Origin of the sequence: Variovorax monticola, from assembly GCF_051216855.1 — a bacterium.
Lineage (GTDB): Bacteria > Pseudomonadota > Gammaproteobacteria > Burkholderiales > Burkholderiaceae_C > Variovorax.
In genome coordinates this window covers 390,719-409,467 of sequence record NZ_JBPJZP010000003.1, presented here as the reverse complement: position 1 = coordinate 409,467, position 18,749 = coordinate 390,719, and the positions used below count along the sequence as shown (strand labels likewise).

At 70.8% G+C, this 18,749-nt stretch carries 13 protein-coding genes; 8 read left to right on the top strand and 5 right to left on the bottom strand.

Translation table 11 applies throughout. The annotated features are described in order from the left end of the window. The first annotated feature begins 75 nt into the window (after positions 1–75). Positions 76–4,206 carry an amino acid adenylation domain-containing protein gene (locus ACSFA5_RS13135; protein WP_435444478.1) on the top strand — a complete coding sequence of 1,377 codons (4,131 nt, stop codon included), beginning with the start codon at positions 76–78 and terminating at the stop codon, positions 4,204–4,206. 91 nt (positions 4,207–4,297) lie between these two features. Here ACSFA5_RS13135 and ACSFA5_RS13130 read toward each other — a convergent pair whose 3' ends face one another. From ACSFA5_RS13130 to fhuF, 4 genes are all read right to left on the bottom strand, one after another. Next, the gene (locus ACSFA5_RS13130; RefSeq protein ID WP_435444477.1) at positions 4,298–6,679 is read right to left on the bottom strand and encodes a TonB-dependent siderophore receptor; all 2,382 of its coding nucleotides are present in this window, start codon (positions 6,677–6,679) and stop codon (positions 4,298–4,300) included. Between the two features lie 177 nt (positions 6,680–6,856). After that, a complete protein-coding gene (locus ACSFA5_RS13125; protein ID WP_435444476.1) occupies positions 6,857–8,158 on the bottom strand; it encodes a lysine N(6)-hydroxylase/L-ornithine N(5)-oxygenase family protein in 1,302 nt (433 codons plus the stop codon). A 91-nt stretch (positions 8,159–8,249) separates the two neighbouring features. Further along, a complete protein-coding gene (locus tag ACSFA5_RS13120; RefSeq protein ID WP_435444475.1) occupies positions 8,250–9,095 on the bottom strand; it encodes a N(5)-hydroxyornithine transformylase PvdF in 846 nt (281 codons plus the stop codon). A gap of 50 nt (positions 9,096–9,145) precedes the next feature. Continuing rightward, positions 9,146–9,928, bottom strand: a complete 783-nt coding sequence (fhuF, locus tag ACSFA5_RS13115) for a siderophore-iron reductase FhuF (protein ID WP_435444474.1) — start codon at positions 9,926–9,928, stop codon at positions 9,146–9,148. 241 nt (positions 9,929–10,169) lie between these two features. Here fhuF and ACSFA5_RS13110 point away from each other — a divergent pair, with 241 nt between their 5' ends. From ACSFA5_RS13110 to ACSFA5_RS13080, 7 genes are all read left to right on the top strand, one after another. Beyond that, a complete protein-coding gene (locus ACSFA5_RS13110; protein WP_435444473.1) occupies positions 10,170–11,861 on the top strand; it encodes a cyclic peptide export ABC transporter in 1,692 nt (563 codons plus the stop codon). Beyond that, positions 11,858–12,442, top strand: coding sequence for a Fur family transcriptional regulator (locus ACSFA5_RS13105; RefSeq protein ID WP_435444472.1), 585 nt, complete (start codon positions 11,858–11,860; stop codon positions 12,440–12,442). The genes ACSFA5_RS13110 and ACSFA5_RS13105 overlap by 4 nt, the downstream gene beginning before the upstream one ends. A gap of 12 nt (positions 12,443–12,454) precedes the next feature. Next, positions 12,455–13,630: an efflux RND transporter periplasmic adaptor subunit gene (locus ACSFA5_RS13100; protein ID WP_435444471.1), complete on the top strand. Its 1,176-nt coding sequence runs from the start codon at positions 12,455–12,457 to the stop codon at positions 13,628–13,630. Beyond that, positions 13,627–15,615: an ABC transporter permease gene (locus ACSFA5_RS13095; protein ID WP_435444470.1), complete on the top strand. Its 1,989-nt coding sequence runs from the start codon at positions 13,627–13,629 to the stop codon at positions 15,613–15,615. The genes ACSFA5_RS13100 and ACSFA5_RS13095 overlap by 4 nt, the downstream gene beginning before the upstream one ends. Positions 15,616–15,638: 23 nt before the next feature. Beyond that, complete coding sequence (locus tag ACSFA5_RS13090) at positions 15,639–17,054, top strand: efflux transporter outer membrane subunit (RefSeq protein ID WP_435444469.1); 1,416 nt, start codon at positions 15,639–15,641, stop codon at positions 17,052–17,054. A gap of 171 nt (positions 17,055–17,225) precedes the next feature. Further along, the gene (locus ACSFA5_RS13085; protein ID WP_435444468.1) at positions 17,226–17,405 is read left to right on the top strand and encodes a hypothetical protein; all 180 of its coding nucleotides are present in this window, start codon (positions 17,226–17,228) and stop codon (positions 17,403–17,405) included. Beyond that, the gene (locus tag ACSFA5_RS13080) at positions 17,402–17,677 is read left to right on the top strand and encodes a hypothetical protein (RefSeq protein ID WP_435444467.1); all 276 of its coding nucleotides are present in this window, start codon (positions 17,402–17,404) and stop codon (positions 17,675–17,677) included. The genes ACSFA5_RS13085 and ACSFA5_RS13080 overlap by 4 nt, the downstream gene beginning before the upstream one ends. Positions 17,678–17,698: 21 nt before the next feature. Here ACSFA5_RS13080 and ACSFA5_RS13075 read toward each other — a convergent pair whose 3' ends face one another. Then, entirely contained in the window at positions 17,699–18,745 is a 1,047-nt protein-coding gene (locus ACSFA5_RS13075) for a FecR family protein (RefSeq protein WP_435444757.1), read from the bottom strand. Positions 18,746–18,749 lie beyond the last annotated feature (4 nt).

The window sequence follows — 18,749 nt, the reverse complement described above, 5'->3', positions numbered from 1 at the left end:
GGTTGCACAGCGCATGCACATGCACATGCACATGCACATGCACAGGATCGGTTTGACATGCAGGATGGAACAGCGATGAACGGCACCCACGCGGCGCAGCGGATTTCGGCAAGCAACGACGGGGCGGAGAACGACGGGTGGGAGGACGACGACGGCATCCGCCACCGCGTGTCCGACGGCGACGAGGTGCCGTTGTCGCCCGCGCAGGAGCAGCTCTGGTTCCTGCAGCGCCTGGCGCCGGGGCTGACGGCGTACAACCTGCCGCGCAGGTTCAACCTGCACGGCCCGCTGGACGCGGACGCGCTGGAGCGTGCGTTCCAGGCCCTGATCGATCGCCACGGCATCCTGCGCACCCGCTTCTTCGAGAAAGACGGCGTGCCCATGCAGCAGATGCTGCGCAACGCGGCATTCGTGCTGCAGCGCGTCGACCTGTCGGGGCAGGCCGAGGCCGGGCGGCAGGCGCGCGCCGACGCGCTCGCGGGCGAGACGGCGCTGCACGTGTTCGACCTGGAGGCCGCCCCCGCGCTGGTGGCGCGCCTGATCAGGCTGTCCGACCACGCGCATGTGCTGGCGGTCTGCCTGCACCACATCGTGTCGGACGCCTGGTCCAACCCCCTTCTGTCGGCGGACCTTGCGTCGGCCTACCGGCTGGCATCGGCGTCGGGCGCGGCCGTGCGGCTGCCGGCCTTGCCGGTGCAGTACGCCGACTACGCGCTGTGGCAGCGCGAGCGCCTGCAGGGCGATGGCCTGGCCACGCAGTTGAACTACTGGAACGCCCACCTGGGCGCCGACGTGCCGCCGCTGGAGTTGCCGCTCGAGGGCGCGCGTGCGTCGCGGCAGACCTTCAACGGCGCCGTGCATCGCTTTGCGCTGGAGCCCGCGCTGGCGGCGGCGTTGCAGAAGTTCTGCCGCGCCGAGAAGTGCACGCCCTTCATGGTCTTGCTCGCGACGTGGCAGATGCTGCTGGGCCGGTACAGCGGGCAGAACGACTTTGCGGTCGGCGTGGCCAACGCCGGGCGGCATCGCGAGGAGGTGCGCGACCTGGTCGGGTTCTTCATCACGACGCAGGTGTTCAGGGCGCGCCTTGCGCCGCGCGCCACGTTGCGCGACATCTGCCGCGGGGTGCGTCGCGATGCGCTCGGCGCACTGGCGCATGCGGACCTTCCGCTGCAGGCGCTGCTGGCCAGCCGCCACGAGAAGCGCGACGCGTCGCGCAACCCGCTGTTCCAGGTGATGTTCGGCGTGCAGATGAGCGACAGCGCGGCCGAGCTCGCGTTCGGCGAGGCGCGCACGCAGCAGATCGGCGCCGACAACGCGAGCGCCAAGTTCGACCTGTCGCTGGATTTCTTCATCGAGCCGACGAAGGCGCACGCGCAGATCGAATACAACACCGACCTGTTCGGCGAGGCGAGCGTGGCGCGGCTGGCGGGCTGGTACGTTCGCCTGCTCGGCGCGTTGACGCTCGATCCGGACCGGGTCTTCTCGGACATCGACCTGTCGAGCCCGGCCGAGCGCGCGCAGCTGTCGGCCTGGGGCGTGAACGCGCGGCGCCACGACGATGCGCAGCCCGTGCACCGCCTGTTCGAGCGCCATGCCGCGCAAAGCCCGCTGGCGCCCGCGCTGGTGTTCGGCGAGCGCACGCTGAGCTACGGCGAACTCAACGCAAGGGCCAACCGCCTGGCGCACCGCCTGATGGCGCTGGGCGTGAAGCCCGAGGCCAGGGTGGGCATCGCGGTGGAGCGCTCCATCGACATGATGGTGGGCATCCTCGCGATCCTGAAAGCGGGCGGCGCCTACGTGCCGCTGGACCCGGGCTATCCGGCGGACCGGCTGGCCTACATGGCCGAGGACAGCGCCATCGCGCTGCTGCTGACGCAGTCGGGCGTGGCGGCGCGCCTGCCCTTCGGCCGGGCGCTGGCGATGCTGGCGCTGGACACGGCGGACTGCGATGCGCCAGCGCTCGACAACTCGGGCCAGCCCGCGTGGCCCGCGCACAACCCGCAGGTCGCGCTGCATGGCGAGAGCCTGGCCTACCTGATCTACACCTCGGGCTCCACCGGCAAGCCCAAGGGCGTCGGCATCGCGCACGGGGCGCTGGTGCGGCACGCCCAGGAGTCCGTGCGCTTCTTCGGCCTGACGCCGGCGGACCGCATGCTGCAGTTCTCGACGCTGAACTTCGACGGCTTCATCGAGCAGACCTTCGCGCCGCTCGTCGCGGGCGCCGCGATCGTGCTGCGCGGGCCGCTGCTGTGGGACAGCGACACCTTCTACCGCGAGCTCATCGACAAGCAGATCAGCGTGGCCGATCTCACCACCGCCTACTGGCTGCTGCTCGCGCAGGATTTCGCGCGGCACGGCGTGCGCTCCTATGGCGCGCTGCGGCAGGTTCATGCGGGCGGCGAAGCCATGCCGAGCGAAGGGCTCAACGCCTGGCGCACGGCGGGCCTGGGCGGGGTCACGCTGCTCAACACCTACGGGCCGACCGAGGCCACGGTCACCGCGTCGGTGCTGGACTGCGCGCCGTACCTGGAGGCCGGCCACGAACTGCCGCAGCGCATGCCCATCGGCGTGCCGCTGGCCGGGCGCGCGCTGCGCGTGGTGGGCGCCGATTTCGGCCCGGTGCCCCAAGGCGCGGCGGGCGAGCTGTGCATCGGCGGCGCGCTGCTGGCGCGCGGGTACCTGGGGCGTGCGGGCCTGAGCGCGCAACGCTTCGTGGCGGACCCGTTCGACGACGCCGGCGGCCGGCTCTATCGCACGGGCGACCTGGTGCGATGGAACGCGCACGGCCAGCTGGAGTACCTCGGGCGCATCGACCACCAGGTGAAGATCCGCGGTTTCCGGGTCGAGCTGGGCGAGATCGAGGCCAGCCTGCTGGCGCAGCCCGGCGTGCGCGAGGCGGTGGTGGTGGCCAGCGAAAGCCCTTCGGGTGCGCGGCTGGTGGGCTATGTGTCGGGGCACGGCCTCGACACCGCGCCGCTGCGCCTCAGGCTCGGCGAGCTGCTGCCCGACTACATGGTGCCCGCGGCGCTGGTGGCGCTGGCGGCGTTGCCGCTGAACGCGAACGGCAAGGTGGACCGCAAGGCGCTCCCGGCGCCGGAGTTCGGGGTGGCGCAGGCGCCCGTGGAACCGCCGCAGGAGGGCGCGCAGGGCGCATTGGAGGCCGCGCTGGCCGCCATCTGGGCACAGGTGTTGCGCGTGCCGCGCGTGGGGCGCCACGACAACTTCTTCGAGCTGGGCGGCGATTCCCTCGTGGCGCTCAGGCTGCTGGCCAGAATCAACAAGTCGCGTGTGCTGAGCGTGCAGATGTCGCTGCAGGACCTGCTCGAGAAACAGACGATCGCCAGGCTGGTCGCGCAGCTGGACATCGGCGCGCCGCCGCAGCCCGTGCAGTTGCTCAACGCGCATGCCGGGCCGGCGCAGGCGATGCCGCTCTTTTGCGTGCCGCCCGCGCTGCGCCACCCGATCGACTATCGGCCGATGGCGCGCCACCTGGAAGGCACGCGCGCCGTCTACGGCCTGAGCTACACCGACGACATCGACGCGCTGGATTCCATCGAGCAGATGGCGCGGTTCTATGCCGACGCCATCCGCAGGACGCGGCCGCAAGGGGCGGTCGGCATCGTCGGCTGGTCGCTGGGCGCGGTGGTCGCGGTGCATGTCGCCAGCCTGCTGGAGCAGGAGGGCGTCGACGTGGCCTTCCTCGGCATGATCGACAGCTTCCTGCTGGACGAGCGCTTCGATCCGCACGGCTGGTACCTCGACTTTCGCGATTTCGTGCAGGACACGGCCGACGCCCGCATGGGCCGCGAAGCCGTCGACGCGATGCTCGACCGCTTCGAGCCCGTTCGCTCAGGCTCCGATGAGACCGTGCGCGACGCCGTCGCGCACATCGTGGCGGCGGCCGGCATGGGCATGCGGCCGGCCGACATCGTCCAGGGGATCGTGGCCACCCGGCGCATGAACGCGATCACGCAAAAGATCGGCGCGTTCCCGCGCTTGAACGTGGCGCCGCATTTCTGGTGGAAGAAAGGAAGAGCTGCCGCGGAGAAGACCGCGCTGCTGTCGCAGTTCGGGGGCGAGGCGCGTGCCTCGCTCGAGGTGGACGCCGACCACCAGGGCATCGTGCGCAACCCGGCGCTGCTGGGCCAGCTGGATGCGGCCCTGTGCGATGCGCAGCTCAGGGGTGCTGCAATGGCCGCGGGTTGACGGGGGCCGCCGCATTCGTCCGGCGGCAGACCTGCTGCATGACGAATGCGGCAGACCTGCCGCATGACGAATGCGGCGGGCTGCCGTCAGGTCAGAACTTGTAGCGCGCCGTCAGGGTTGCCGCGCGGCGTGTGCCCTGGTAGCACTCGCCGTGGTAGCAGATCGCGTTGTACTTCTTGTCCGCCAGGTTGGAGACGTTGAGCGCGAAGCGCCACGGGCCGCGTTCGTAGTGCGCGGACGCATCGATGAGCGTCACGCCGCGTTCGAACGTTGTGTTCTGCTCGTCGTTCTGGCGCTTGCCGATGTAGCGCACGCCGCCGCCGAACCCCAGGCCGTTGCCCAGGGTGTAGTCGAGCCACACCGAGGCGGACTGCTTGGGCACCAGCGGCGGGATCTTGCCGACCTCGTCGGGGTCCAGGCTGGCGAGCACCTTCATGTCCAGCCAGGTGTAGGCGGCGGCAATGTTCAGGCCCGGCGCAATTTCGCCCTTGGCCTCCAGCTCGATGCCGCGCGAGCGCTGCTTGCCGGTCTGGCGTTCCTCGGAGGTCGCCGGGTCGGCGGTGACCACGTTGGTCTTGCGCAGGTCGAAGGCCGCGGCGGTGAACAGGGTGCGCGTGCCCACGGGCTGGAACTTGACACCCACCTCGACCTGCTTGCCGCGGCTGGGCTTGAAGGGTTCGCTGTTGATGTCCACGCCGCTGTTGGGCAGGAAGGACGTGACATAGCTGACGTAGGGCGCCCAGCCGTTGCCCAGCAGGTAGGTCAGCCCCGCGCGGCCGCTGAACGCGCTGTCCGATTTGCGGGTGTGGGTGAAGTCCAGGTGGTTGTCGGTGATCTGGCGCACGTGGTCCTGGCGCCCGCCGAGGGTGACGACCCAGTTCTCGCCGAACTTGATCTGGTCCTGGGCGTAGAAGCCGGTCTGGCGCGTCGACTGGGACAGGTTGCTCAGCGGCTCGGTGGGCAGCGTCACGGCCTGGCCGTAGACCGGGGCGAACAGGTCGAGGTCGGGGGCCGCGCCGATGAAGCGCCGCTGCTTGCCCTTCTGGTCGCTGTAGTCCACACCCAGCAGCACCGTGTGCTCGACCGAGCCGTAGCGCAGCTTGCCCTGGACGTTGGTGTCCAGCGCGGCCAGGTCCACGGGGTCGTTCCAGGTCCTGGCGATGCGCGCCAGCGTGTGCTGGTCTTTGCCGATGGAGTCGGCCCAGACCACGCGCCGGCTCAGGTCGATCTGGCTGTAGCGGAAGTTCTGGCGCAGGGTCCAGCTGTCGTTCAGTGCCGTTTCGAAGCGGTAGCCGATGGCGCTCGACGTCTGCTTGAGCTGGCCGAAGCTGTAGTCGCCCACCTTGATCGGGTAGAGACGGTAGTTCTGGGTGAGGTAGTAGGGGTCCTCGCCCGTGTTGTTCCTGAGGAATTCGCCGAAGACGGTCAGCGAGGTGGTGGCATTGGGCTGCCAGCGCACGGAAGGCGCGATGTAGCTGCGCGTGTGGTTCAGCTTGCGGCCGTCGGGGTAGCGGTCCTGGTCGTTGCTGTCCAGGCTCACGCCGACCAGGCGATAGCTCAGGTCGGTGTTGTTGCCGATCTGGTCACCCAGGTCGAATGCCAGTTGCTTGCGCTGGAAGCTGCCGTACTGGAGCTCGATCTCGCGGATGCGCTCGCCGTTGGCCAGCTTGCTCACGCGGTTGACGATGCCGCCCGCGTCGCCCTGGCCGAACACCATCGATGCCGGGCCGCGCAAGACCTCCACGCGCTCCAGCCCATAGGGCTCGGTCAGGTAGTAGGTGGGGCCGAACGGCGGCTGGGCGAGGCCGTCCCTGAAGACGCCGTAGGTGGTGGCGAAGCCGCGCAGCAGGATGTACTCCCAGCCGCGGTTGTCGGGGCCGTACATGCCGGTGGTGACGCCGGGCGTGTAGCGAATGGCCTCCATGACGTCCTGCGCGCCGCGCGCGTCCATTTCCTCGCGGCCGATGACGGAGATCGACTGCGGCACCTCGAGCACCGGGGTGTCGGTCTTGGTGGCCGTGGCGGTGCGGCGCGCTGCATAGCCGGGGAAGGGGCCGGTAGGCGATTCGTCGGCGTTGGCCACCACCTGCACGGCGGGCAGCGTGTTCGGGGCGCCGGAAATGTCGGCGGCGCGGCGCACGGCGAAGCCGCCGTTGGCGGTGCGCGTGGCTTCCAGCGAGGAGCCGGCGAGCATCTGGCGCAGGGCCTGCTCCACCGTCAGCCTGCCTGCCACGGCGCGCGAACTGGTGCCGGCGACCACGTCGCCCGCGGCGAACACCTGCACGCCGGTCTGGCGCGAAAACTCGTTCAGCGCGGCGCCGAGGGCCTGCGACGGCACTTGCACGTCGAACACCTGCGCCACGGCCTGGCCGGACGCCTGCGCGGAAGCCGGGGGTGCCCAGGCGGTGAGAACGGAACCGAACGCCGCAGCGAGCGCGGCGTTCAGCAGATGTTGACGAGGCAGGGGACGCATAGAAGAACAACTCCAGTTTTTCGAATTACGACGTATTCACATTCAGGTGCGGATGCCGGCCTGGTTTTCGGTCCTGGTCCGGTCGCTGGCGCATCTATGAGTAAGACGTTCGAACTCATCAAACAGAGACACCCCCGCGCCAACTTTTTTCAGGCGCGGCCGCCCGCGACGGGGTTGTCAGGTCTGGAGCGCTTCGGGCTGCGGCCTCGGCTGCGGCGCCGCACCGGCCGGCGTGGCCAGCAGGGCGCTGCCGATTTCGCCCGTCCTGAGCGACGTGACGGACAGCAGCGTGTCGCTCAGCCCGTGCGAATCCTCGCAGGCGCCCTGCAGGTAGATGGCCGGCTGGAAGCCTGGCGCGGCCAGCACGCGGTAGTGCCGGTCGACCTCGTAGTCGCCCAGGTAGCCCGCCAGCGGCGCGAGCAGCGCCTTGTGGTGCTCCCGCGCGTAGCCGGTGGCGAGCACCACGGCGTCGTAGCGCACGGTGTGCTCGCGCAGCGCGTTCCGGTCCCACAGCGCCAGGTGCACGCCCTGGCCGTCGGCCGTGACGTTGCGGATGTCGTGCCGGCGCAGCAGGCGCAGGCGGTTGCCGCCGGTCACGCGCTGCTGGTAGAAGGCCGCGTAGATCTGCTGGATCAGCGCCAGGTCGGCCACCGCGTAGTTGGTGTGCCAGAACTCGTCGAGCAGCGCGGCGCGCTCTTCGTCGGAGCGGCTGAAGGTGTAGTCGGTGAACTCGGCGTTGAAGATCTCGTTGACGAAGGGGCTGTCGTCGGCAGGGCGGATCGAGCGTGCGCGCGTGACGAGGTCGACCTGCGGCGCGCCGGGGCGGCCCTGCAGGTCCATGAAGATCTCGGCCGCGCTCTGCCCCGCGCCCACCACGGCGATGCGGCGCGCGTGCGGCAACTGTGCGATGTCCTGCAGGTAGCTGCTCGAATGAAAGACGCGCGGGTCGTTGCGCAGGGTGCGAAAGCCGTCGGGAATGTTGGCCGTGCCGCCGATGCCGACCACCAGGTTGCGCGTGAGCCGCTCGACCAGCTTGCCCGCAGGGTTGCGCGAGCGCACGCGCAGCAGCGCCACCTCGCCGCCCCTGTCCTCGGGCAGCACCTCGAACACCTCCTCGCCGTAGGCGCAGGCGTGCTCGAACTGCTCGGCCGCCCACGACAGGTAGTCGTTGAACTCGTGCCGGCTGGGGAAGAAGCTCTTCAGGTTGACGAAATCGGTCAGCCGGCCTTTTTCATGCAGGTAGTTGATGAAGGTGAAGCGGCTGGTCGGGTTGCGCAGCGTGGCAAGGTCCTTCATGAAGGAGATCTGCATGTGCGCATGGTCCAGCAGCATGTGCGGGTGCCAGGCGAAGCTCGGCTGCCTCTCGATGAACATCGCATCGAGCGGCCGGGCGGCGGGGCGCTTTTCCTCGAGCGCGATGGCCAGGGCGATGTTGGACGGGCCGAACCCGATCCCGACCAGATCATGGACGTGTGGCATGGAAATCAACTCCTGTGATGGGGGGCGGCTCGCCGCGTGCGGCGGCCTGCCCTGGGCCGTGTGTAAGAAGACGCCCGGCGGCGCCGGATGTTCACGCGGGCACGGTCTCGGCCATCAGGGCCAGGCCCTGGTGGAGCGCGGGGAACAGGCTGCGGTTGAAGTTGTTCCAGCGCAGCTCGAGGATGGTGTCCGCGGGGTCGATGTCGGTGCCCAGCACGTCGAAGATCACCTCGCCGGAATCGATGCCGGTGTCCACGTAGTGGAAGGAGGCGCCGGTCTTGAGCACCGGCTCGACCGCGACCGTCTCGCGCGTGCGCCAGTCGACCACCCGCTGGCCCCTGGCGCCGTACAGCGCGTCGAGCGTGGCCCAGGCGCCGCGCCGCTCGAAGGGCGACCCCAGCCGCGTGATGCCGGGATGGATGTTGGCGATGCGGCGGAAGAAGGGGCTCTCGGGCCGTGCCAGCTTGTCCAGGATCACCAGCAGGCCGTCGAGCACGACGATGTCGGCCTCCAGTGCGTGGAGCCGGTTGAGCAGGCGCTGCTCGAACTCCTTCTTGCCGGCGGCGCGCTCGGTCGCCGCGTCCAGCGGCAGCCGCCGGTAGGTCGAGGGCACGCCGTGGAAGATGTCGTTGACGCGGCGGCCCTGCACCTGGAGCCCGGCGGGAAAGATCCACTGGCGCGAGGGGTCGAAGCCGAAGCCGTAGTCCTGCAGGGCCTTGCGGTCGCGCGGCGAGCCCTCGTCGTCGTCGAACAGCACCGCCTCCAATGCGCAGGCGTCGCCCAGCGGCGTGCGGTCGAGCGCTTCAGCCAGGTACTCCAGCGGCGATTTCATGTAGCGCTGGCCGCCCTTGTAGTCGATGTGCTGGCCGGCCTTGTCGGCCGCCGCGTTCCTCAGGGACATGATGTAGACGAGTTTTGCCTTGGGTACGGTGGACATGGAGATGCGCCTGGTGGTGGGGGGAAGAGGGTCGGGGCCGGTTGGCGGAGTCAGCGGTGCGCCGGCGACAGCGGGCAGGCGCCGCAGTAGCCTTCGCGCGGCAGCAGGTGGAAGAGGCAGCATTGGCGGTGCAGCTTCACGGTGCGTTCACGGTCCTTGTCGCTCTCGCTGCCTTCGCCGCCCACGCGAATTTCGCGCTGCGGGCCCGGCAGCGGGTTGGTCCATGCGGCTTCGCCCTGCGGGGTGCCGGCCGGCCAGGCGGCGGTGTGCAGCAACTGGCGCCTGTCTTCAGCGATGGGAGTCGCGCCGCCGGTCAGCGCCAGCGCCTGGTCGAGCACCGGCTCCAGGCTGCGCGCCGCATTGCCCCACAAAATCTTCACCGGCACGCCCGCCAGGCTGCACAGCGCCGAGAACAGCGGCGCCAGGTGGTGCCGCAGCAGCGCCGCGTAGCGCGCCCCGGTGGTCTCGCCGGGTTGCGGCCGGCCCAGCTCTCGGATGTGAAAGCTCAGCGGATGGGCGTGCGGGCCCAGCCGCACCCACACCTGGTGGGCGGCCATGGGAAATCCGTGTTGCAGCACGCTGGCGGCGGCCGCGACCGGGGGCAGCAGCAGGCCGAGGTAGCCCAGGCTCCAGGCCGAAGCCACGGCGCGCAGGTCCTTGCCTTCCACACCCAGGTGCGACGCATGCAGGCGCAGCACGCGGCCCAGCAACTCGGGCGAGCGCACCAGGTCGGCCACGCGCAGCGCGTCAGCAGGTGGTTGCGGCGCGCACTGCAAGGCCTCGCCGTGCGGCGCCAGGTCGCCCCGGAACAAGGGCTCCAGCAGGGCGATCATGGCGCCGTGGGGCGAAGGAGCGCGCGGGCGGCGCGGCGATTTGCAGGAGGCATGAAGCTAGGACGGTTGGGCCGCGCCGGTGTTCATGCCGGCGTGCTCCGAACACGGCATGAACATTTGCGGCGGCCACCCGTCTAGTGGGGTACAGGCGGCCCGTTGCCGCCTCCCTCCGTTTTGCTCCGGCGGCAGGCTTGCCCGCGCCACCGGACCCCAGTCGCCCGCGGGCGGAAAGAGTTCTTGCATGACCACTGCCCCCGCTCCCGACGGCGAGTTCGCACGCCTGCTCAAGCCGTTCCTGCCGTGGATCCTGCTCTCGGCGGTCACGGGCATCGGTGCGGGCGCGGCCACGGTCGCGCTGCTGAGCACCATCAACCAGGTGCTCAACCGGCAGGGCGGCCTGTCCGGCGGCCTGCTGCTGACCTTCATCGCGCTGTGCGCCGTGGCGCTGTTCGGGCGCATGGTGTCCGATGTCTCCACCAACTACGTCGGCCAGCGGGTGGTCGCGCAGGTTCGCAAGAGCCTGGCGCAGAAGATCCTGTCGGCGCCGATCGACGCGCTGGAGCGCTACCGCACGCACCGGCTGATGCCCGTGCTGTCCCAGGACGTGGACATGGTCAGCGACGTGGCGTTCGCGCTGGCCGCCACGCTGATCGCCTGCGTCACCGCGCTCGGCTGCCTGGGCTACCTGGCGTACCTGTCGCTGCCGCTGTTCGGCGTGCTGGTGGCGGCGCTGGCCATTGGCGCGACCGTGCAGGCCCTGGCGCAGATCCGCGGCGTGAACGGTTTCTGGAAGGCACGCGAGCACGAAGACCAGCTGCACAAGGCCTACCGCGCGATCAGCGAAGGCGCCAAGGAGCTGCGCATGCACCGCGTGCGCCGCCAGCGCATGTTCGGCGGCCAGGTCGAGCGCATCGTCGACAACATCCGCAAGGTCAACGGGCGCGCGATCAATACCTTCGTCATGGCCACGGCATTCGGCTCGGGCCTGTTCTTCCTGCTGATCGCGCTGATCCTGGGCTGGGCCTCGTTCCGCCCGACCGAGCCCGCGGTGCTCAGCGGCTTCGTGCTGGTGCTGCTGTTCCTGAAGGGGCCGATGGACCAGATCGCGGGCGCGCTGCCGGCGGTGGGCCGGGCGCGGGTCGCTTTCCGGCGCATTGCCGACCTGTCGGCGCGCTTTGCCACGCCGGAGCCGCACCTGCACGTGGGCCATGCCGGCAGCGAGCTGAAGTTCGAGCACGAGATCGCCTTGCGCGGCGTGCGCTACGCCTTCGATGCGCCCGAGGGCGGCGAGGCCTTTGCGCTGGGGCCCATCGACCTGCGGCTGCGCCGCGGCGAGATGGTGTTCGTGGTGGGCGACAACGGCTCCGGCAAGACCACGCTCGTCAAGCTGCTGCTGGGCCTGTACGCGCCGCACGAAGGCGAGGTGGCGATCGACGGCGCCGGCGTGGGCCCCGAGCGCCGCGACGACTACCGACAGCTCTTCACCACGGTGTTTTCCGACTTCTACCTGTTCGAGGACCTTGCCGCCGGCCCGGACGAGGCACAGGGCGAGGCCAGCATGCAGGTGCTGCCGCAACGCGCCTTGCCCTACCTGGAGCGGCTGGAAATTGCCCACAAGGTGAGCCTGAAGAACGGCGCCTTCACCACCACCGACCTGTCCACCGGCCAGCGCAAGCGCCTGGCCCTGGTGCACGCCTACCTCGAGGGGCGCCCGGTGCTGGTGTTCGACGAATGGGCCGCCGACCAGGACCCGACCTTCCGCCACCTGTTCTATACCGAGCTGCTGCCCGAGCTGCGCGCCAAGGGGCACCTGCTGGTCGTGATCTCGCACGACGACCGCTACTTCCACCTGGCCGACCGCGTCATCACCATGCACGCCGGGCGCATCGCGCACGACCGGCCGCGCGGCCACCTGGAGAGCCTTGCCGCATGAGCGACGGCCTGCAAACCCACGAGACGCACCGCCCGGTGTTCATGTCGCAGTTGCGCGCGGCGCGGATCCGGCCGTCGGTGGTACGGCTGTGCGTGCTCCAGACGCTGGCGGACGCGGGCCGCGAATGGCAACGCGGCGAAGAGGTGTTTCGCCGCATGCTGCTGCGCGGCACCTCGGCCAGCCTGACCACGGTCTATCGCATCCTCAAGGAGTTCGAGCATTCCGGGCTTGTCGAGCGCGAGTGGGCGCGCAGCCGCGGCGGGGCGCTGGCGGTGTTCCGCTACGCGGCGCCCGGCGCCCATGCCGACGCCACGAGCGTGCGCATGCGCTGCAGCGGATGCGGCAGTTTCACCGAGGTGCAGGACCGCGAACTCCAGGACGCGCTGATGCGCGTGGCCCTGAGCAACGGCCTGCCGCCGGCGGGCACTTTCGACGTGCAGATCCACGGGGCCTGTTCGTCCTGCCAGCACCGGCGCGTGGAGGCGTCACCGGGCGAGGACCGGTTGTCGCGCGAACACGGCAGCCTGCTGCCGCTGGCGGGCTTTCGGGCGCGTCCGCGCACGCACCGTCTGGCCGCTTGAGGAGGAGCAGGCATGAGTGATGTGCGTCGAGGCGGCTGGCGCCGCCCGGTGGTTGCGGTGCTCCTGGCGTGCCTTTGCGCAGCGGCCGGCGCGGGGCTGCTCTGGGGGCGTGGCGAGCCCGCGGACGTCGATTCCGTGCCGGTGTCGCGGGGCAGCATCGAGTCGAGCGTCACGGCACTGGGCGTGCTGCAGCCGCGCCACTATGTGGATGTGGGTGCGCAGGTTTCGGGACAGATTCTTCGGTTGCACGTGCAGCCGGGCGACGTCGTCAAGCGGGGACAGCTGCTGGTGGAAATCGACCCCAGCGTGCAGCAGGCTACGGTCGATGCGGGCCGCGCTTCGCTCGCGGGGCTGCGCGCGCAGCGCGACGACCTGCAGGCCCAGCACCTGCTGGCGCAGCAACAGCATGCGAGGCAGCGCCAGATGGCGGCGGACGGCGCCACGCGCGACGAGGACGTTCAGGCGGCGCAAGCCGCGCTGGCGTCGGCCGGCGCGCGCGTGCGACACGTCGAGGCGCAGATTGCGCAGACGCAGGCCACGCTGAAGGCCGACGAAGCCCGCCTCGGCTACACGCGCATCTATGCGCCGATGGCAGGTACCGTGGTGTCGGTGGAGGCGCGCGAGGGCCAGACGCTGAACGCGACCTACCAGACGCCGAACGTGCTGCGCGTGGCGGACCTCTCGTCGATGACGGTGTGGTCTGAAGTGTCCGAGGCCGACGTGCGGCGCATCGGGACCGGCATGCCGGTGTACTTCACCACGCTCGGCGAGAGCCAGCGCCGCTGGCAGGGCCGTGTGCGGCAGCTGCTGCCCGCGCCGCCGGTGCCCGAGAACAAGACGGGCGGCGACAGCGGCGCCAGGCCCTCCGGTGCGGCGAGCAAGGTGGTGGTCTACACGGCGCTGTTCGACGTCGACAACGCCGACGGCGAGCTCATGCCGCAGATGACGGCCAAGGTGGCCTTCGTGGAACACGCTGCGCAGGACGTGCTTTCGGTGCCGCTCGCCGCGCTGGTGCCGGTAGCCGGCAGCACCGACCTTTTCACCGCGCGCGTGCTGCGCCCCGACGGCAAGGTCGAGGCACGGCAACTGCGCATCGGCGTGCGCAACCGGCTGTACGCGCAGGTGCTGGAAGGCGCGCAGGCAGGCGAGCGCATCGTCATCGCCAGGGCCAGGGCCGCGAAGCCATGACGGGCGCGCCGCGGCCGCTGATCGAGCTGCAGGACATTCGCAAGTCGTACGGCGGGCGCCGGGACCTTGGCGGCAAGGAGGCCCAGGCAGGCAGCCCGGCCACGACCGTGCTGCATGGCATCTCGTTGCGCCTGTACGCGGGCGAGTTCGTGGCCATCGTCGGTGCCTCGGGCTCGGGCAAGTCGACGCTGATGCACATCCTGGGTTGCCTCGACCGGCCGAGCGCCGGGCGCTACCTGTTCGATGGCCAGGACGTGGCCGGCTTCGATGCCGATGCCCTCGCCTGGCTGCGCCGAGAGGCCTTCGGCTTCGTGTTCCAGGGCTACCACCTGGTGCCCAGCGAGTCGGCACGCGAGAACACCGAAATTCCGGCGCTCTACGCGGGCATGCCCGAGGCCGAACGGCGCGCGCGCGCCACCGCGCTGCTCGAGCGGCTGGACATGGGCGCGCGGCTCGACCACCGCCCGCACCAGCTGTCGGGCGGGCAGCAGCAGCGCGTGGCGATCGCGCGGGCGCTGATGAACGGCGGGCGCATCATCCTGGCCGACGAGCCCACCGGCGCACTCGACTCCAGGAGCGGCGCCGAAGTGATGGCGCTGCTGCACGAACTGGCGGACGCGGGCCACACCATCATCCTCATCACGCACGACCGCGCGGTGGCCGCGCAGGCACGGCGCGTCGTCGAGATCCGCGACGGGCGCATCGTGGCGGACTCGGGCGAGCACACCGGCGCGGGCGCGGGGGCTGCCGCCGCGCCCGCGCCGGTCTTCGCTCGCCCGAGCGCCACCGCCGGCGCATCGTTGCCAGCCGAGGTTCGCGAGGCGACACGGGCCGCCTGGCGCGTGATGTGGAGCAACCGGTTTCGCACCGGGCTCACGCTGCTGGGCATCGTGATCGGCGTGGCCTCGGTCATCGTGATGCTGGCGGTCGGCGGTGGCTCGCAGCAGAAGGTGCTGGCGCAGTTCGAGACCTTCGGCACCCGCACCATGTTCGTCGCCACGCAGGTCGCCAGCCTGCGCAACCCGATGGCACCGCTCACGCTGGACGACGCGCTGGCCATCCGGGCGTTGCCCAATGTCGAAGGCGTTGCGCCCTACATCGAGGACAAGGTGGTCGTGCGCCGCGGCAACATCGACCACCTCACCGAGGGTGGCGGCGCCACGGTCGATTTCTCGAGCGTGCTCGGCTGGGGCGTGAGCCGGGGCGTGATGTTCGACGCCGAGGACGAGCGGCGCATCGCCAAGGTCGCGGTCATCGGCGAGACGGTGCGCAAGCGCCTGTTTCCCGACGGGCAGGACCCGCTCGGCCAGGACATCCTGGTGGACAAGGTGCCGTTCCAGGTCGTCGGCGTGCTGGCTTCCAAGGGCGCCACCAACGGCGAGGACCAGGACGACCGGGTGGTGGTGCCGCTGTCCTCGGCCGCCACGCGCGTCTATGGCCATCCCAACCCGACATGGATCGCGGTGCAGGTGCGCGACATCGACAAGGCGCAGGAGACGGCGGCTGCCATCGAGGCGCAGCTCCAGCGGCAACAGGCGGGGCGCAGCGTGCTGATATGGAACCGCGTCGAGGCGCTGCGGGTGCAGACCGAGACCGCGCGGGCGATGACGATGATGCTGGGCCTGATTGCGGTCGTGTCGCTGGTGGTGGGCGGCATCGGCGTGATGAACGTGATGCTGATGACGGTGCGCGAGCGAACACGCGAAATCGGCATTCGCATGGCGACGGGCGCTCGCCAGCGCGACATCCTGCGCCAGTTCATGACGGAAGCAATGCTCGTGACCTCTGTCGGCGGCACGGTCGGCGTGGCCGCGGGGCTGGGCATCGTGGTGGCGCTGATGCTGGGCGGCGTGCCCGTGCGGTTCTCGCTGCCGGCGAGTGTCGGCGCGTTCGGCTGCGCGGTGCTGACGGGCCTTGTGTTCGGGTTCATGCCGGCGCGCAATGCCGCCCGGCTCGATCCCGTCGTGGCGCTGGCGGGGGAGTGAGCGTGCAGCTTCTTCGCCTTGGCATGCGCCCGGCCTTTTTCCTGTCTTGCATGGCGCTGCTGTGCGCCTGTGCCGTGCCGCACGACCGCGCCGACCGCGCGGTGCAGGTGCCGTCGGCATGGCACGAGGCTGCCGCGCCACCGGCCGGCGCCGGAACAGTCGACGCGCAGTGGTGGCGCGGCTTCGGCAGCGCGGAGCTCGACGCCCTGGTCGCGCGTGCGCAGGCGCAGAGCCTCGACCTGGCCGCCGCCGGGGCCAGGGTGCGGCAGGCCGACGCGCAGGCCGTCATCGCGGGCGCGGCGCAGCGTGTGCAAGGGTCCGGCGCGATCGACGTCGGCCGGGAAGGGCGGCTGGGGGGCCACGCCGAAGTCGACGGCAGCACCTATGCCGCGGGTTTCGTCGCCCGCTACGAACTCGACGTGTGGGGCCGCGCCGCCGCATTGCGCGAGCAGGCCGTGCAGGGCGTGCGTGCCAGCGCGTTCGACCGCGACACGGTGCGGCTCGGCCTCACCGCGCGGGCGGCGTCCACATGGCTGCTGGCGCTGGCGCTGCATGAGCGCGCCTCGATCGCCGAGCGCAACTTTGAAAATGCCCGCCGTGTGCTCCTGCTGGTGGCGTCCCGCAGCCGTGCCGGTGCGGTATCTCCGCTGGACCTGGCACAGCAACGCGGCCTGGTGGCGCAGCAGCAGCGATCGCTCGCTGCGTTGCGCCAGCAGGCTGCGGACGCCGAAACCGCGTTGGCGGTGCTGCTGGGCACGTCGATGCTTTCAGGAGAGTCGCGCGGGCTGCGGCTCGATGCGCTTCAGGTTCCTCCCATCGATGCCGCAAGCGCGCCTTCCGATTTGCTGGCGCGGCGCCCCGACATCGCCCGTGCCGAGGCGCAACTGGCCGCCGCCGATGCCGACGTTCTGGCGGCGCGCGCGGCGTTGCTGCCCGCCGTCACGCTGAGCGCGACGCTGGGCACCGGACAGGGCCGCTACAGCCAGATCTTCGACAACCCCATCTACAGCCTGGCGGCGGGGCTGGCCGCGCCGATCTTCGACGGTGGCCGGCTGGCGGGCGCGCAAGAGCTGGCCGAGGCCCGGCGGGAGGAACTGCTCGCGGACTACCGGGGTGCGATCGTCGCGGCCTTCGGCGATGCCCGGACCGCGCTCGGCGGTGTCTCGGCCATCGACGCGCAGGCGGAGGCGCAGGCCAGCGAGCTGGCCGAGGCGCGCCGGGCGGCGCAGCTGTCCGAAGCGCGTTACCGCGCGGGCGCGGAGACGCTGCTGACCTTGCTCGACGCGCAGCGCACGCTGTACGGGGCGCAAGACCTGTCGGTCCAGTTGCGCATGGCACGCCTGCAGGCCAGGGTCGCGCTCTACCGTGCCATGGGCGGCGGTTGGCACCAGGGCGCCGGTGCCTCTGCGATGGCGCAAGGCGAGCGCGCACCCGGCTGAACATTCCGTGCGGTGGATCGTCTCTTTCCATGAGGCGCCGCGCACGCGCAACCGCTGGCGCCTGGCGCCCCAAGGGCATCCACCCGAATCAACACAGCGCCTGGAGCAGCAGTGGCCCCGCAGAACCGCACGGAGGTGCCGTCCGCCGAGGAGACCGCATGGCGTCTCTACATGGAACTCAGAGAGAACCCGTGCCGCACGGTGGCGTTGAAGCTGACGCACTGGCTGCGCGAAGAGCCGGCGCACTCGCGCGCGTTCGAGCGCGCACTGCGCCTGTGGGCGCTGGCCGGCGCCGCGCTGGTCGTCAGCCGCCGCAGGAATTTCCATCCGCCCAGCGGTGGCCTCGAATGAGGCGCATCGCCGCTGCCGGCCATGCCTTGGCATCCGATGCGCGCGTTCGAGCGGCCGCTTCGCTGTTCGCGCGGATGCACGCGGCACCGACCACGGAAAACGCCGAACGGCTTGCGCAGTGGCTGGGCGAGGGCCCGGTGCATGTGCGGGCGCTCGACATCGCGCTGACCGAATGGGGGCTGATGCAATCGGGGCACCCTGCGGGCGATGCGGGCAAAGCGGGTGATGTGGCCCAGACGGACCGTGCACGAGGCGGGTCGGTCGGCGCCTGAGCCGCGCTTCGGCTTGCGCCGTCAGCGCGTCAGCAATGTCACGCTGCCGTCCGGGCGGTGCACCGCTGTCAGCGGCAGGATCGTCGGCAGCGCAGCCACGAGGCCTTCGGAATCGTTGGTGCGAAAACGCCCCGACAGCCGCATGGCGTCGATGCGCGTGTTGGTGGTGAGGATCGGCTGCGCGCGGTAGCTGTTGACGGCCGCCAGCGCGTCGCCCAGCGGCGTGTTCTCGAACACCAGCCAGCCGCTGCGCCATGCGGACAGCGCGGCGGTGTCGGTCCGGCGCACGGGTGCGGCATGGCCGTCCCGGATTTCGAGCAGGTCGCCCTTGCGCAAGTCGATCACTTCCGCCTCGGTGCTCAGCGACCGCAGGCGCGGTGCCACCCGCACACGCACATGCCCGTGCTCGACGCCCACGGTGATCGGGCCGCCGCGGTCGCGCACGGTGAACGCGGTGCCCACCACTTCGATGGTGGCGCCGCGCGTGCGAACCTCGAAGGGGCGCTGTGCGTCGGGTGCCACCTCGAAGCGCACTTCGCCGCGCGCCATGTCCACGAAGCGGCGCTGGCGGTACAGCGTCACGTCGATCGCGCTGAGCGGGGCCAGGTCGAGCTGGCTGCCCGCCTCGCCGCCGAGGCCGTCGGTCAGCCTCACCTTCAGCATCTGGGCGGTGCGGGTTTCGTAGGCCGAGCGGAACACCGGCTGCTGCCAATACCACTGCACCCCGCGGCCCGCGACCAGTCCGGTGCCCAGCAGGGCCGCGACGGAGAACAGCATCTTTCGGCGCTGTTGCCGGTGCGCCGACGACGCGGATGCGGCCGCCGCCTGGGCCATGAGCGCGCCCTCGGGCTCGTCGAAGTGCGCACGCAGGTCGTTCGCCATGCCGCCCAGGGCGTCCCAGCGCTGTCGCGCTTCCTGCACGGCCGCCGCGTGCTCGGCCGACTTCCCGCGCCACTGGTCGAGCACCGTGCGGGCCTGGCGCGCGGCGTCGCCGGGCGCCATCTCGCCTGCGACGATCAGCGCCAGCGCGCGTTCGACCAGCCGTTCGCGCGGCGCGCCCATGGCCATGCCG

Coding starts and splice junctions, on each gene's coding strand:
- ACSFA5_RS13125 (WP_435444476.1), bottom strand. CDS start 8,158: ATGCCACACGTCCATGATCTGGTCGGGATCGGGTTCGGCCCGTCCAAC.
- ACSFA5_RS13100 (WP_435444471.1), top strand. CDS start 12,455: ATGAGTGATGTGCGTCGAGGCGGCTGGCGCCGCCCGGTGGTTGCGGTG.
- ACSFA5_RS13105 (WP_435444472.1), top strand. CDS start 11,858: ATGAGCGACGGCCTGCAAACCCACGAGACGCACCGCCCGGTGTTCATG.
- ACSFA5_RS13095 (WP_435444470.1), top strand. CDS start 13,627: ATGACGGGCGCGCCGCGGCCGCTGATCGAGCTGCAGGACATTCGCAAG.
- ACSFA5_RS13130 (WP_435444477.1), bottom strand. CDS start 6,679: ATGCGTCCCCTGCCTCGTCAACATCTGCTGAACGCCGCGCTCGCTGCG.
- ACSFA5_RS13080 (WP_435444467.1), top strand. CDS start 17,402: ATGAGGCGCATCGCCGCTGCCGGCCATGCCTTGGCATCCGATGCGCGC.
- ACSFA5_RS13090 (WP_435444469.1), top strand. CDS start 15,639: ATGCGCCCGGCCTTTTTCCTGTCTTGCATGGCGCTGCTGTGCGCCTGT.
- ACSFA5_RS13075 (WP_435444757.1), bottom strand. CDS start 18,745: ATGGCCATGGGCGCGCCGCGCGAACGGCTGGTCGAACGCGCGCTGGCG.
- ACSFA5_RS13110 (WP_435444473.1), top strand. CDS start 10,170: ATGACCACTGCCCCCGCTCCCGACGGCGAGTTCGCACGCCTGCTCAAG.
- fhuF (WP_435444474.1), bottom strand. CDS start 9,928: ATGATCGCCCTGCTGGAGCCCTTGTTCCGGGGCGACCTGGCGCCGCAC.
- ACSFA5_RS13120 (WP_435444475.1), bottom strand. CDS start 9,095: ATGTCCACCGTACCCAAGGCAAAACTCGTCTACATCATGTCCCTGAGG.
- ACSFA5_RS13135 (WP_435444478.1), top strand. CDS start 76: ATGAACGGCACCCACGCGGCGCAGCGGATTTCGGCAAGCAACGACGGG.
- ACSFA5_RS13085 (WP_435444468.1), top strand. CDS start 17,226: ATGGAACTCAGAGAGAACCCGTGCCGCACGGTGGCGTTGAAGCTGACG.